Origin of the sequence: Sporosarcina sp. USHLN248 (assembly GCF_037144575.1) — a bacterium.
In the GTDB taxonomy this organism is placed as follows: domain Bacteria; phylum Bacillota; class Bacilli; order Bacillales_A; family Planococcaceae; genus Sporosarcina; species Sporosarcina contaminans.
Genome location: NZ_JBBCZC010000063.1, coordinates 1 through 13,774, shown reverse-complemented (window position 1 = coordinate 13,774; position 13,774 = coordinate 1). Strand labels below are relative to the sequence as shown.

At 40.3% G+C, this 13,774-nt stretch carries 14 protein-coding genes; 3 read left to right on the top strand and 11 right to left on the bottom strand.

Features of this window, described 5'->3' with window-relative positions:
• Window positions 1–245: 245 nt before the first annotated feature.
• The 11 genes from WFH04_RS17145 to WFH04_RS17095 all read right to left on the bottom strand — a co-directional run bounded on the left by WFH04_RS17145 (window position 246) and on the right by WFH04_RS17095 (window position 11,166).
• The gene (locus tag WFH04_RS17145) at window positions 246–845 is read right to left on the bottom strand and encodes a nitroreductase family protein (RefSeq protein ID WP_336825376.1); all 600 of its coding nucleotides are present in this window, start codon (window positions 843–845) and stop codon (window positions 246–248) included.
• Window positions 846–1,159: 314 nt separating this feature from the next.
• Window positions 1,160–2,239 carry an AI-2E family transporter gene (locus tag WFH04_RS17140; RefSeq protein ID WP_336825374.1) on the bottom strand — a complete coding sequence of 360 codons (1,080 nt, stop codon included), beginning with the start codon at window positions 2,237–2,239 and terminating at the stop codon, window positions 1,160–1,162.
• Window positions 2,240–2,864: 625 nt separating this feature from the next.
• A complete protein-coding gene (locus WFH04_RS17135; RefSeq protein ID WP_336825372.1) occupies window positions 2,865–3,965 on the bottom strand; it encodes a DUF4179 domain-containing protein in 1,101 nt (366 codons plus the stop codon).
• Complete coding sequence (locus WFH04_RS17130) at window positions 3,962–4,528, bottom strand: sigma-70 family RNA polymerase sigma factor (RefSeq protein ID WP_336825370.1); 567 nt, start codon at window positions 4,526–4,528, stop codon at window positions 3,962–3,964. Before WFH04_RS17130 ends, WFH04_RS17135 begins: the two co-directional genes overlap by 4 nt.
• 392 nt (window positions 4,529–4,920) lie before the next feature.
• A complete protein-coding gene (locus WFH04_RS17125; protein ID WP_336825368.1) occupies window positions 4,921–5,427 on the bottom strand; it encodes a P-loop NTPase family protein in 507 nt (168 codons plus the stop codon).
• Between the two features lie 18 nt (window positions 5,428–5,445).
• Window positions 5,446–6,006: a nucleotidyltransferase domain-containing protein gene (locus WFH04_RS17120; RefSeq protein ID WP_336825366.1), complete on the bottom strand. Its 561-nt coding sequence runs from the start codon at window positions 6,004–6,006 to the stop codon at window positions 5,446–5,448.
• Window positions 6,007–6,115: 109 nt separating this feature from the next.
• Window positions 6,116–6,538 carry a hypothetical protein gene (locus WFH04_RS17115; protein WP_336825364.1) on the bottom strand — a complete coding sequence of 141 codons (423 nt, stop codon included), beginning with the start codon at window positions 6,536–6,538 and terminating at the stop codon, window positions 6,116–6,118.
• 224 nt (window positions 6,539–6,762) lie between these two features.
• Entirely contained in the window at window positions 6,763–7,812 is a 1,050-nt protein-coding gene (locus WFH04_RS17110) for an ATP synthase beta subunit C-terminal domain-containing protein (RefSeq protein ID WP_336825362.1), read from the bottom strand.
• Window positions 7,813–8,039: 227 nt separating this feature from the next.
• Window positions 8,040–9,221, bottom strand: coding sequence for an MFS transporter (locus WFH04_RS17105; protein WP_336825360.1), 1,182 nt, complete (start codon window positions 9,219–9,221; stop codon window positions 8,040–8,042).
• 169 nt (window positions 9,222–9,390) lie between these two features.
• Window positions 9,391–10,038, bottom strand: coding sequence for a response regulator transcription factor (locus WFH04_RS17100; protein ID WP_336825358.1), 648 nt, complete (start codon window positions 10,036–10,038; stop codon window positions 9,391–9,393).
• A 12-nt stretch (window positions 10,039–10,050) separates the two neighbouring features.
• Complete coding sequence (locus tag WFH04_RS17095) at window positions 10,051–11,166, bottom strand: GAF domain-containing sensor histidine kinase (protein ID WP_336825356.1); 1,116 nt, start codon at window positions 11,164–11,166, stop codon at window positions 10,051–10,053.
• 187 nt (window positions 11,167–11,353) lie between these two features.
• Here WFH04_RS17095 and WFH04_RS17090 point away from each other — a divergent pair, with 187 nt between their 5' ends.
• The 3 genes from WFH04_RS17090 (at window position 11,354) to WFH04_RS17080 (ending at window position 13,603) form a co-directional block, all read left to right on the top strand.
• The gene (locus WFH04_RS17090) at window positions 11,354–11,479 is read left to right on the top strand and encodes a hypothetical protein (RefSeq protein WP_336825354.1); all 126 of its coding nucleotides are present in this window, start codon (window positions 11,354–11,356) and stop codon (window positions 11,477–11,479) included.
• A gap of 182 nt (window positions 11,480–11,661) precedes the next feature.
• Window positions 11,662–11,826, top strand: coding sequence for a hypothetical protein (locus WFH04_RS17085; RefSeq protein ID WP_336825352.1), 165 nt, complete (start codon window positions 11,662–11,664; stop codon window positions 11,824–11,826).
• Between the two features lie 130 nt (window positions 11,827–11,956).
• Entirely contained in the window at window positions 11,957–13,603 is a 1,647-nt protein-coding gene (locus WFH04_RS17080) for an SLC13 family permease (protein ID WP_336825350.1), read from the top strand.
• Window positions 13,604–13,774: the final 171 nt, after the last annotated feature.

Below are 13,774 nucleotides of genomic sequence, written 5' to 3'. Positions count from 1 at the left end.
CCTTGTCTGGCAAGCGTTTTCAAGCCAAGCTGGGCAAACACTTATCCCATAACTAAAAACCTTTAAAAGACTGTAGACAAAGTGAAAAAATACTTTGTCTACAGTCTGAGCAGCTAATTGAGTTTAATTAGCTGCTCTTTTATTCGAAACCTGTTACGATTACAACTTTGTCTTGAAATCTCATAGATGTCATCTCCTATTAATTTTGTACAGTTACTGGTTAGAAATTCTTTTACAATCATTAATTATTTATAAAATTTCACTCGATCTTCAAGTGGTTGGAATTCTTTTTCGCCTGGTGTTTCGGTTGGATTTCCAAAAGGCATTTGTGCAATCAGTTTCCAATTATTAGGGATATTCCATTCTTTTTTCACTTCATCATCAATTAGTGGATTGTAATGTTGTAATGAAGCTCCTAATCCCTCTGCTTCTAGTGCAACCCATACAACTAATTGGTGCATACCTGATGCTTGATTTGACCAAATTGGGAAATTTTCAGCATATAGAGCAAATTGTTCTTGAAGTGATTGAACGACAGCCTCATCTTGAAAGAATAATACGGTTCCATAACCTGCTTTAAAGGAATCTATTTTTTGCTGGGTTCCTGAGAAATCTCCGTCGCCGACTACATTTCGTAATGTCTCAGCTGTAATGTCCCATAATTTATTATGTGCTTCGCCAGACAATACAACGACGCGTGCATTTTGAGAATTAAAAGCAGACGGAGTATATTTTACTGCAAATTCTACAATCTCTTTAATTTTTTCATCCGATACTTGAACCTCTTTATTAATTCCATAATACGAACGTCTTGCTTGAAGCACAGAGTAAAAATCCTTTGTCATATATAGTCTGTATCTAACTTGCCCAGCGTGTGGCTTAGTCATTCTGCTTCAAACGTGAATATACCTTGGATTTAATTCGAGATAATTTTTTATTTATTTTCGTCAATAAGAAAGCTCAAATTACATTGTTAAAACTCTTTAAAAAAGACAAATTTATCGGGAAGCAAAACTGATAAAAACAGAAAAAGAGGCCTCTCAAAAATTCATGTATATGAACGAGAGACCTCAATATTTAAAAATGATTTTACTGACACGGTCTTGCGAGAAATGCCCTAAATAATTCAGGGGCTTGGCGTTTTCTTTCCCTCTGCCCTCTACACACTTTTCGTAGCAGCTCGGCGAATCTCTTTCCTTCTCTCATAAATATTCCGTACAATTACTTTTCCAACTGCGTAAACAGGCACGCCAACGATGATACCGATGAAACCGGCGATGTTCCCCGCAGCTAAGATGATCGTGATAACGGTAAGCGGGTGAATGTCGAGCGTTTTCCCCATGACGTTCGGCGTGATGAGATTGCTGTCTGTTTGTTGGGCAACCAGAGTAACGATTGCGACTCCGATGACTAACTTAGGGTCTTGGAGGTAGGCAATAATCAAAGCTGGTGTAACGGCAATCCACGGACCTATGAAAGGTACAAGGTTCATGAAGAGGGCGAAAATCGCTAACAATAAAGAGTATTGCAAGCCTAAGAGCATATAGCCAATGAAGATCATTGTCGCCAAAATAGCACTGATTAGGAATTGACCTTGGATATAAGAGCGTAGCACATGATCGATATCGCCTAATGTTTTTTTAACCCATTCACGGCTTTCCCCGCTGAATAAGTTATAAATGATCGGCGCAAATTTTTCGTGATCCTTCAACATGAAAATGAAGAAGAACGGAACTAATACTAATAAGAACATCGCTTGGAAAAACGATTGCAAAAATTGGACAATCCATTTTCCAAACTTAACTGCGATGGACTGCAATGAATCCGCCGCACTAGTGATGGACTTTTGAAGTTCATCTGGAAGGTTATCCTTCTCTTGCAGCAGCATGTCTTTTACTTCATTCAACTCACGAGTCAATGTTGGAGCATTTTCTACAAGATTATTTACTTGTCTCGTAACAGGCGGTCCGACAATCGACAGGAATAAATAAAAGAGCAAAATAAGACCTACCAAAATGATAAGTATGCTTCCCCATCTTGGAACATTTCGCTTCTCCAAAAATCGCTGCAACGGCTCTGTTATGTAATAAAGTACCCCACCTAATAGGAGCGGCAAGATGATCGCCTTAATAATGATGCCGACTGGTGCGAAAATGAAGCTGATTTCCATGAAATATTTGATGATCAGAATGGCGAGCAAAATGCCAACGCCAACTTGAAACCAAAGCTTTTTCGTCAATTCCCCACATCCTTTTTTAATTCCGCTGATCTTTTACTAATTATACGTTTAATTACGGGCGGTGTCGAAAGAAGTTTCATTGGAATAGTGGATATTTGAGGGAAAATCGCTTTGTTTTGAAATAGAGTTGTATGTGCAAGTAGTTCATACGAGGATGAAATGATGGTTTAGTGGTATATGGACATTTTATATAAATACTTTACGTTACTTCAGAGAATTCAGCGGTTACTGAAGTGGGTCATATTTTTATACTGATGCCATTGCCAAATTACAAGTGCGTCTGTTAGATTTACTATGTATGTTGATGTTTACAAATTGCTTACGAAATGTTTACTGTCGAAGATTGATCATTTTCTGGCGTTTACCAGCTCGTTATTGGCGAATGTTGATCGCTTACTGTCGCTTTCTAACGATTTATTGGTTGACGATACTCATTTATTGGCGAAAGGTAACGATTTACTGGTGATTTCAAATCACTTATTGTCGCGATAATACCTTTTACTGGCGCAACTGACTCAGTTACATGCGTAGCGCTTCATTTACAAGTACAACTCAAGCCCTCAACACATACGGCTCTTGTGTGAAAAAGAAAAGAACCGCAGTCTATGCCACGGTTCTTTATATATTATTTTTCCAATTCAATTACGATTTCATCTAACGTGAATTCTTCTCGGCCTTTTCCTTCTTTCGTTGGAATGCTGATTTCAGTTTCATTTCCATTCTCATCGATTTCTACCCCTCCGAAATTTTCCGAAGTATATTCATACAATGAAACATGTGGCGTTATAACTAGCTTAGTTGCATTAGGATCCAATTTTTTAAATGTTTTACTCCAACTAAAATTGTTTTGTCCATCCCCTTTTCCGCCGTTATGCACACCAGGGTATTCATTGCCAAGATCATCTTTAATTTCGATATCGACATCGGCGCGATGCCATTTGTCGGTCACTTCCTTGGAAACGATCTGGTTAAAATAGACAACAAATGACATCGGCGAGATCGATAGCTTGTCGATTGCGACCTCTACGCCATTACGCGCAGTATTTTTACCAACTTGCTGGACAAGCTGCTCGGCTGCATCCAAAGAGAAGGCGAATTTCCATTTTCCTTTAATATAATCGTGACTGTCGATTGTAATGTTTCCGATGTTCCAATTCACCTTTGCTTGATCCATATCCGCACCATCTATTTTGCTTGCAGTAATCAAACCGACATATTCATGCTCTCCTACTTTTGTAATGGCACTACTTCCCGCTATCCCACTTGTTCCTTTTATATCCAAAAATCCTCCTAAACTTGGTTGTTCACCAAGGTCTTGTTCACTTTTCATTGTGTACGTGACCGAAACCGTTTTACCATCATAAATTGCATCGTTAATTGTTATCTGAATGCCATTGCTTTCTTCGGTTAGATTAAGAGCACTTGAATATTCTTTATAATTATCAAATGTTCCGCCGTTGTCCACAAATCGGAAAATATCGCCGATAATCGGTATATTGCCAGCTGTTGCAGGAAAAGCTGCCCCTAACATGCCAACAGACAATACGCATACGGCTACAGCAGACGCCGCTTTTGTTTTCCAGTTCATTTTTCTTTTTTTATAAACAGACGCTTTTACAGCCTTTTTCACCTTCGCCCGATCGATATCTGTCACTTCAACTTCCTTAAACTCCTTTTCATCTATCTCTATCTCATTGAACAACTCATACAAATCTCTGTCTTTCATAGCACATACCCTCCAGACTTTAGCTTCATCGCCTTCTGTGTTAATTTCTTTTTTCCGCGATAAACCCGATTGTCGATAGCCGTTCTGCTTAGCCCCAACTTTTCGGAAACGTCCTCTGTTTTATAGCCTAAAAAGAATTTTAAAATAAAAATCTCACGGTCTACCGGCTCTAATTGATTAATAAGCGCAATCAATTCCTCTTGATCTTCCATTTGAATAAAAGCCTCTTCTACGGAATTTACCGATTGGTCAACCATCTCTTCCGTGGAAAATTCCTTTCGCTTCGTTACTTTTCGGTAATAATCAATCGAGCGATATTTCGCTATTGCGCATAACCACTTTCTAAAGTCGGATGAATCTCCATTGAATTTCCCTGCATTCTCCCATATCGATAGAAAAATATCATTTACGCATTCATCCACTGCCCCTTCATCTTGTAATGGGCCAAGAACGTTATACGCAATTCCTTTCACCAACGACAAATACCGATCAATAATATAATCGAGCGCATCCTCTTTCTGTTTCTGCAGTCGCAGTATGAAATTCCTCTCATTCACCTTCATTGACAAGTCTCCCTACTTTTTGTAAAAGCTTTTACACTCTATACAACGAAATAGATTGCTTTATTCTCTCATAAAAATTAAAAACCATCTGGACATTAGTAAAATTCCAGATGGCTTACTTATAGCATTTCGGATGATTAGGCTGAGTCTCGTGTAATTCTTGCGAAGCAGATGATCGTTTGAGCGATGGATACATGCTTTCGAGCGGACGACACTCTCTTTCGGGCGGAGAGAATTTCAATTCGGACGGCATTTTTTCGAGCAGTACGAATTGCAGTACGAGCGAACTACGCACAATTTCAAGCGATCCCTCTGTTAGTTCAAGCGATTAGCACACATTCCAACCATGCTTTAAAAATACCCCATAAATGGCGGATGCAACATTTACGGGGCTATCTTCTATTCCTTTTGAGCGTGCATTGATTCAAAAACCCCGCGATTTGCTTTTCGTTTCGCAAAACATGGACGGTTTTTCCTTCATTTGCATAGTGCTGTAGTCGATGGAACATCGTCTTTTTGCGGCGTTTATATGTTGTAAGGATGAATTTTACAAATGTCCAGTCGATTTTTTCGGGGCAGTCTTTTCCGATGTCGTTTCGTGTCTTCCCGTGAAATTGGATCCGCCTCTTCACTACTCGATATAGACAAACGTAAAGCGGCAGCTCCAAATAGATGACAGTGTCGGCAAGCGGCTCCCGAATATCAATTGAGGAGCTATAATTTCCTTCGATAATCCATTTTTCACGTTGCACATTTTCTTGCTGTGCTCCTCTGAATTCATCAGTTGGCGCCTCAACCCAACCCGGCTTCCAATAGATTGCATCCAAATGTGTTACTCCAATGCCATTCCGTTCACCTAATTTCCGTGCAAATGTCGATTTTCCGACTCCCGAAAACACCGATCACCATAACTCTTTTCATAGTTCACCAATCCACCGATGCCCCGGAACGTGGACCTCCAGAGATTTCTGCAAGAATTTCCGATCAGCTTTTTCCAATAAATCTTTTACAGCAAAAAAATCCGCATCATCCTTTTGCCGGGACATCTTTGCTTTGTACAATAAAACGATTGCGGGATGTAAATATGGGATTCCTTCTGAAGTGACTTTGAATAGCTGTTGCTGAGGAAATGAAATCGATTGTTCTCTTCGAAAAATCCATTGGCCATTTTCCACTTCATTTAATAAGATTTCAAGACGATTTCCGCTTCTCTCATGGACAGCTTGTATTTCATGGATCGGCAATTGTAAAAATTCCTCCCCCAATGGCCTGAGTTCACCTGAAACTACTTTTTCGAATGTCCAGCCATCCAAAAAGTTCTTCAGTATGTGTTGATCGTCACGAAATACAGCAATCTCGATATCTTCATGCCCCCGTGTTTTCCGTCCTACAAATAGATCAACTGCCCATCCACCTGCTATTCCCCAAGGTTGGTTATAGCTGCTCATCTGTTCTGCAACGTTCCGACAAACCTCCATATTCATCCTCCCCCATTCATGCAAAAAGAAGTGACAGGTCCGCCACTTCTTCAAGTTTCCTACTATTCTATATCTTACTGAGCAAATGTTCAATAAACTTTAAATAAGCTTAATAATCCCCTTGATTTAAATGCTGTAACCTTCGTAAAGGAATTGCATTAATGTCAATCCCATATCGTTCATTCAATAGCAATTCAACTTCATCTAAATTAGGAAATACATAAAACTCTACTACTATATTGCAATGAGCAAGTGCTATATGGTCGGTGCATTGCTCTGCAAATTCAGATAGACATGTTTTAATAGTAGCTTCCAAAATCAGTTTTTCCGAATATACATCGACTTTGACGAAATTATCCCTTAAGTCGTCAGGATCTTTTTTAAAGTTAGGTGGATAGCGTAAGTCATCGAATGTCGTTTTTCTTTTTTCATCCTTTAAGACGAGCCGATAAATCTGCCCCTTCACACGCACATCCCATACTTCTACATGTGTAAAACGAAATTTGCGTTCAAAGTATTCTACAATTGCCACTACGTCCCTCCTCTGATACTCCCAACCCATTTGATCATTCACTTTAAACACGCATAAATTCATATAAAAACACATAATCATTTCAATTCGATGCATAACGACAGCCAACAACCCATAATTCATTCAAAAAACGCATAACACCTATAGAACGGCGCATAAACAGCTTGTATTTTCAAAGAAAAAAGAAGTGACAGCAATGCCACTTCCTTATCGCTCACACCATTTCATATCTTTCCGATATAACGCAATTGATCAACGTCTTCTTTATCGAATGACCCATCCAATATTGCTTGCACGTCTTTCAAGGTTTCTTGTAAAGTAACCGCTTCCCCTTTTTGCCCTGTGAATTCTTCAGCTACATAGAACGGCTGGGTTAAGTAAGCTTCCAAACGTTCCCCGCGTTTGAAAGTTTGCAGTTCTGCAGCCGGCAGTTTTTCTTCACCATTTACATTTACTAACGAGCGCAATTCTCGGTAGCGACGGAGCAATTTTTGGGCTCTTTGTTGAATGAAGAAATGGTTTTGATCCATGTGCGCACCTTCAAGGACAGAAGAAGTTGAACTGATCGGGTCAACAGCCGGGTAGTTATGGCGCGCCGATAGATCTGCATCGAACTGCCATAATGTTTCAAGCGGTCCGTACGGAAGGTCTTCATCCATTACATCTCCCGTCAAATCTAATAAGAATGTTGTAACAGTATCGACTCCAGTTTGTTGAAGGCGCTCTTGCAGTTCATAAATTTCTCCAGAGATGACATGACTTCTATCAGCAGCGAATGCGATTTCTTTTTCTACCCCTAATGCGGCGATTTTTTCATACGTTTCATCGATAGAATATGTCTTTACTTCCACATTTTTCAATACATCCTGCAGCTCAGGGAATTCCCCTTCCGGCATTAACAGAATTGTTGTAAGCCCTTGAGATTTTAATCGATAAAACAATTCACTCAACACGACAAGCTGCCCCATTTGCTTCCGTGCCACCAAACCAACAGTGCCGCCTTTTGCTAGTGGTGCGAACAGATCCAACGTTTTGATTTTCGTTTCGATCATTTCGATTTTCTCCCCTCTAATAATCAATTCATCCAAACTACACCCCGCTAAATCCGCCAATGCTACAAGCGTTCTCACTTCCGACTTGCCTACTGAAATTTTTCCTGTGCAAAGATTAGATACTGTTGCCGGACGTAAACCGACAGCTTTTGCAGCACTCGTCAAGTTGGGTACTCGCCTTCTGAGCAATGAAACATTTAACCGTAAATTCTCACTTTCCAAATCACACACCTCCTATTACTCTATATAGTAATTTAATTTACAAAAAAGAGCAACTATAAATTACTCTAAAACGTAATTTATTTTACAAATTTAAAAAACACTCAAAGCAGGATGGACTATGATTACTGTTTCCATCACTCTTTGAGCGTTTAGATCTACTATCATGACATCGATTTATTCGTTGCGAACAAATCGCTTTCCACCTCTACTTGATCCTTTTCAAACCCTTATTTCCAAGTAAGGAACACTGCAATGGATGAAACAAATAGCAGCCCACTAAGGGATATGAAGCAAAGTAGTAGGAATCCAGACGATACCATACCTGTGAAAATCGCAAGAAGAACAACTCTTATCAATAATCCAATGCTGCGGAATACACCATCCACTCTTCCGATAATATCATTTGGAATCCACTCCATAAGAAAGGAGTTCCTGGCAACTCTCACCCCGCTATTTCCGATTGCAATGAAGAACATAATCGCTAAATAGACTGGAAGGTTCACATGAATAATGAGTGATATTACGATTGTATACAACACAACACTTACAATAATCGTTTTTTCATTGCCTATTTTCTTAGCAACGATTGGTATGATTGCCCCCGCAACAATCGCACCCATTGCATAAATCATATTTTCGAGCGCATAAACACTACCCGAAGCTTTTAAGACGTCCTTTACATAGACTGGAAATAAATAATTTGTCAGCATTACGCCGATGAATGGCATCGTCGAAACAAGCAGAAAGATGAATAAAACGGGTCTCTTCCACAGATATTTAATGCCTTCAACACCATTCTTTTTCGCTGTTTGCCCGTTCTTTTGAGCAATCTTTCTTTTATAAGGCAGCTTCAAGTAAAAATAGATGGCCGCTATGTATGTACATGCATCCAATAGCAAAATATAATGCAAGTCCCATTTTGTTATCAATACACTCGCTACTCCGCCGGCGATCATGCTCGATAGCTGACCTTGGATTTCCATCGTCCCATTCAAGGAATTGTATTGCTCCTTGCTAAAAATTTCCTGATTCAAAGCAAACATCGTCGGGTAAAAAAATGTGTAATATAAGCTTCCAATTGTGTAAATCATCATAAAATGCCACACTTCATAGGTCGCTCCAGCGAATCCCCAAACAGTAAATACGATCAGCATAAGTAAACTTATCGTTTGACTCACTAATAAAATCTTTTTTCTAGACACCCTGTCAACCAAATGTCCGACAAATGGTGTCAGTATAAAACTGAGCAACGTCATGCATAGTGTGACGTAACCAAATACTGCGTCTCCGTTGTTACTCGTTACGAGCAGCCAAGGAATCGCAATCATCGTAATCCCTGAACCGATTGATGATGCAATATTGGCGGCAAGTATTAAACGGAACCGCGAATCTTGTAATAGACGATTCATAGCAATATGCCCCTTTTTAAAAACGATTTGTCTGCTTTGACTATAATCGAAATTCTACATTCGCTTTTCATTCCAAAGTCGTAAGTTCTTTTCATTCAAATGACTGAAACGACAAAAAGGAATAGAAAAAGAGCCTCCGATTCCCACACCATCGAAAGCTCTTTTCAATTTAATTGCCACTCGGTTCTGTTAAGCCATGCTTCACTGCATAAAGCGCTGCTTGTGTTCGATCTTGCACTAATAGCTTTGAGAAAATATTGGATATATGTGTTTTTACAGTTTTTTCTGTTACGAATAATGACGCTGCAATCTCCCGATTACTTTTCCCTTTCGTCAGCTCGGATAAGACATCCTGTTCACGTGGGGTCAACGGATTGTAAAAATGCGGTGGCTCTTCTTTCCGCTCCCTTATTTTCATAAGCTGTGCGGTTGCATGTGGATGAATCGTGTTTTCTCCCCTCATAATTTGGCGAATGGACGCAACTAACTCGTCTGGCTCAATATCCTTTAGTTGATAACCTGCAGCACCGGCTTCAATAGCCGGGATGACGTGATCTCGATCCGAAAAGCTCGTTAAGATGAGTACCTCAATATGCGGATAGCTTTCTTTTATATGCTTCGTTGCTTGAATCCCGTCCATCTCAGGCATGATCAAATCCATCAGTACAATATCCGGTTGCAGTTTTCGAATTCGTTCAATTGCTTCTTTTCCATTTTTTGCTTCACCAATCACTTGAATGTCTTTTTGTGTTTTCAAGAAGAATAGTAACCCTCTACGAACGACGTGATGATCATCCACAATTAGCACCTTTATCATTCCGTTCACCTCTCAATATGGTATTCGGATTAATATTTCCGTTCCTCTTCCAATTTCACTGTCCCATTCAACCGATCCTCCCGCTTTTTTCGCACGATCAATCATGCTTTGTAAGCCCATGGAAGGGATTTGAATGCTATGGTCTATTATAAATCCTTGACCCTCGTCTTTTATAACGAGTAGCACATCGGTTTGCGACACATTCATGAATAGTTCTGCCATATGGACTCCGGAATGCTTACGAACATTATTCAATGCTTCCTGAGAAATGCGAAACAATGCCTCTTCCACATGTGAAGGCACATTAAGGACCCCGGAAATATGGGATTGCACACATAAACCTAACATTTCTCCATATCCTTTAATTGCTTCAAGCAACCCATTTTCTAACCCAACTGGACGAAGCTGCCATATTAAAGCTCTCATCTCATTTAACGCTTCCTGCGATAAGTTCTGAATCTCCTTGAACGTCTCTTTTATTTCAGCTTGGGCGACCATTTCTGCTCCACCTCTCGCTGTCAATGCGACTGAAAACAACAACTGGTTAACAGAATCATGCAAGTCCTTCGCTAAACGATTCCGTTCTTGCAAAAGTGCTATTTCCTGCTCTTGCTTTGTTAAAAAAATGCGCTTGATTGCTGAACCCAATTGAAAAGCAAGCGATTCGAGCAACGCTAACTCTCCTTCAGAATAAGTGACTGTATTTGGAGAGGCAACATTCACTACACCAAACCGTTCTTGACCTGATTGAAGCGGCACCGTTGCATGATGTGTAATTCCTCCATTATCACCTGATCTTGCAGCAAGGATGTTTTCGATCCGTTTACACTCAATAATATTTGATGCCTTCTCCAACTCCCGATCTCGATATCTGGAGACACACCAGCAACTTCCGTTTTTCAAATGGCTACATCCGTTTTGCTTAAGCCCTTCTGGTAAATTTTCACTTACCATTAACTGATGCTTGCCGTTTTCGTCAATAAAAAAAATCCAGCCTGCAACAAAATTGGTTCCTTTTAAAAACTTCCGAAGTGCCCCTAACAGCATCGCTTCTATTTCCGTTTCTTCATTAATGAACTCCGCAATTTCTTTTAACAATTTTACATTTTGAAACTCCGTTGGATGCATAGATAAGCGCCTCCATCTCTTTATGTACTTTACATGATAGCATTAAGTGGATCTGCTTGCCCCGGACTTTTGACTGAATATGCGTATTCAGTCCAATTATTCTCATCTAAAATATTGTATGGATGAATACCTCTTTTCAGGGCATCTTATCATTGATTCAAAAAAACTGTGAGGAGCGTGACGTTTTATGAAGAAGATGGCGATTGCCGCTTTAGGTCTCGGAGCGGCGTATTTAATGCGAAGCAAAGACGCACGGAACAAGCTGATGAAACAATTTGAATCACTCGCGGAGCCATTCACCTCAAAAAATTAGTCATTCCATTCATAAAACTTTCTCACGGGTATGGGGTCTATTCCTTCCTTTTATAGGAAGGAATAGGCCACATCAGCTTTTCCTGTTGCTCATTTGAATAAGTAATTTATATTGTTTACCACTCTCTTAATTTGGGAAAACAACTCTTACAGCAATGAAATAGAATGCGAGGAGGTTATAGCATGAAAAAGAAAATGGCGTTAGCTGCATTGGGGTTAGGAGCTGCCTACCTTATGCGAAACAAGGATGCTAGACAGAAGCTTTCCAAGCAGTTCGAAACATTCACTTCCACACCGATGAGAGGAAACAAACCGAAAAAGAACACAAGCACACAGGCTTCAATCTAAAAAACGAACACATAAACCGTTGCCTATAAAAGGATAACGGTTTTTTTGTAGTCTTGAATCGCAAGTGAATAGTATACTCATAATGCATTAAATATTTTAATAATTTAACAAACAAAGGGGGAGTTTGGCCATGTTCTCATCGACATGGAACCGATTATGGGACATGCACAATCAGGTGAAAGGATTATTCCGATTCTTTTTTCACCCTGACACGGCAGAAATGGCTTCTGGGGGCGGAGGCGGCCAACAAGTAGGTGTCGGAAATGCAGGAGGCGGTCGTGATCCACGGAGCTACTCGCCGGCTCAGCTCATTGGGCTTATTTTAGGTCCGGTATTATTTTTACTCACTTTATTATTTTTCAAACCTGAAGGACTTACGCCGGAAGGACTCGCGATATTAGCAAGCACTTTATGGATTGCCACTTGGTGGATTACTGAGGCGATTCCTATTCCTGTAACCTCATTGCTGCCATTAGTGCTATTTCCTTTGTCTGGCGGCATGGAAGTGAAATCGACAGCATCTGCTTATGGCGATGAAACAATCTTTTTATTCATGGGGGGCTTTATGATTGCGCTCGCCATGGAAAAATGGAATTTGCATCGTCGGATTGCATTGACGATCATTTCTGCAATCGGAACGAATATGGACCGCATCGTATTAGGCTTTATGGTTGCTACAGGTTTTCTATCTATGTGGATTTCCAACACAGCAACTGCGATGATGATGGTACCGATTGGGCTTGCAATCATCTATCAAGTTTCGGATGCACTGAAAGACAACCCTTCAATCGATACATCGAAAGAGAATTTTGGCTTTGGCAAGGCATTGATGTTAGGAATCGCATATGCAGCTTCATTGGGAGGCATTGCGACTTTAATCGGAACACCTCCAAATACATTGCTTGCAGGTGCAATTGATAAAATGTACGGCATCGAGCTATCTTTCGCAAAGTGGATGATGTTCGGCGTGCCACTTGCATGGAGTTTCATATTCATCACATGGTTTTACCTTGTCAAATTTGCTTATCCATCAAAAATTAAAACATTGCCAGGCGGCCGTGCTGTCATTGATGGGGAGAAAAATAAATTGGGTAAAGCATCGACTGAAGAGAAGTTAGTTATGGCTATTTTCGTATTAGCGGCTTTATCTTGGATCACAAGAACTTTCCTGCTGTCCAAATTCATTGATGGATTGAGTGATGGGGTTATTGCAATGGTCTTTGCCATTATTTTATTTATCATTCCATCGGTCAATAAAAAAGGCGATCACCTATTGGACTGGAACACCGCTGTTAAATTGCCTTGGGGCATCTTGCTGCTATTTGGTGGTGGTCTTGCTATTGCTGCAGGATTTGTCAGCTCGGAATTATCAGTTTGGATCGGGTCTCAACTGACCAGCTTAAGCGGAGTACATATTTTGGTTGTTATCATTATCGTAACGACACTTGTCACGTTCTTGACCGAGATTACTTCCAATACTGCGACAGCTTCTATGATGTACCCGATTATGGCGTCATTGGCAGTTGCATTAGGTTTCCACCCATATGCGCTTATGATTGCAGCAGGCGTCGCTGCTTCTTGTGCATTCATGCTGCCCGTCGCAACACCGCCAAACGCCGTTGTTTTCGGATCAGGCTATTTGCGCATTCCCGATATGGCGAAAGCTGGATTTGCGCTTAATATTATTGGCATTATATTGGTGACACTATCGATCTATTTCTTGCTGCCGCTTTTCTGGGGTATCGATTTAACAACAATTCCAGAGTCTTTTAAATGATATGAGTGAAAAAGAGGTAACGAAAACCTTAATGAAGCAAAACAATTAAAACTACAAAACACGGGGCTGTCCAGAAAGTCAGTGAAAACTGATTTTCTGTGATAGTCCCTTTCTGGTTGGAGAATAAATGGGGAACCCCTGACAACCGTCGCTTTCCGTTCCAGGCGCACG

Bases quoted from the DNA above. Each gene is read 5' to 3' on its own strand.
- WFH04_RS17145 (WP_336825376.1), bottom strand. From the start codon at position 845: ATGACAAAGGATTTTTACTCTGTGCTTCAAGCAAGACGTTCGTATTAT.
- WFH04_RS17135 (WP_336825372.1), bottom strand. From the start codon at position 3,965: ATGAAAGACAGAGATTTGTATGAGTTGTTCAATGAGATAGAGATAGAT.
- WFH04_RS17130 (WP_336825370.1), bottom strand. From the start codon at position 4,528: ATGAAGGTGAATGAGAGGAATTTCATACTGCGACTGCAGAAACAGAAA.
- WFH04_RS17120 (WP_336825366.1), bottom strand. From the start codon at position 6,006: ATGGAGGTTTGTCGGAACGTTGCAGAACAGATGAGCAGCTATAACCAA.
- WFH04_RS17105 (WP_336825360.1), bottom strand. From the start codon at position 9,221: ATGAATCGTCTATTACAAGATTCGCGGTTCCGTTTAATACTTGCCGCC.
- WFH04_RS17100 (WP_336825358.1), bottom strand. From the start codon at position 10,038: ATGATAAAGGTGCTAATTGTGGATGATCATCACGTCGTTCGTAGAGGG.
- WFH04_RS17095 (WP_336825356.1), bottom strand. From the start codon at position 11,166: ATGCATCCAACGGAGTTTCAAAATGTAAAATTGTTAAAAGAAATTGCG.
- WFH04_RS17090 (WP_336825354.1), top strand. From the start codon at position 11,354: ATGAAGAAGATGGCGATTGCCGCTTTAGGTCTCGGAGCGGCGTATTTA.
- WFH04_RS17085 (WP_336825352.1), top strand. From the start codon at position 11,662: ATGAAAAAGAAAATGGCGTTAGCTGCATTGGGGTTAGGAGCTGCCTAC.
- WFH04_RS17080 (WP_336825350.1), top strand. From the start codon at position 11,957: ATGTTCTCATCGACATGGAACCGATTATGGGACATGCACAATCAGGTG.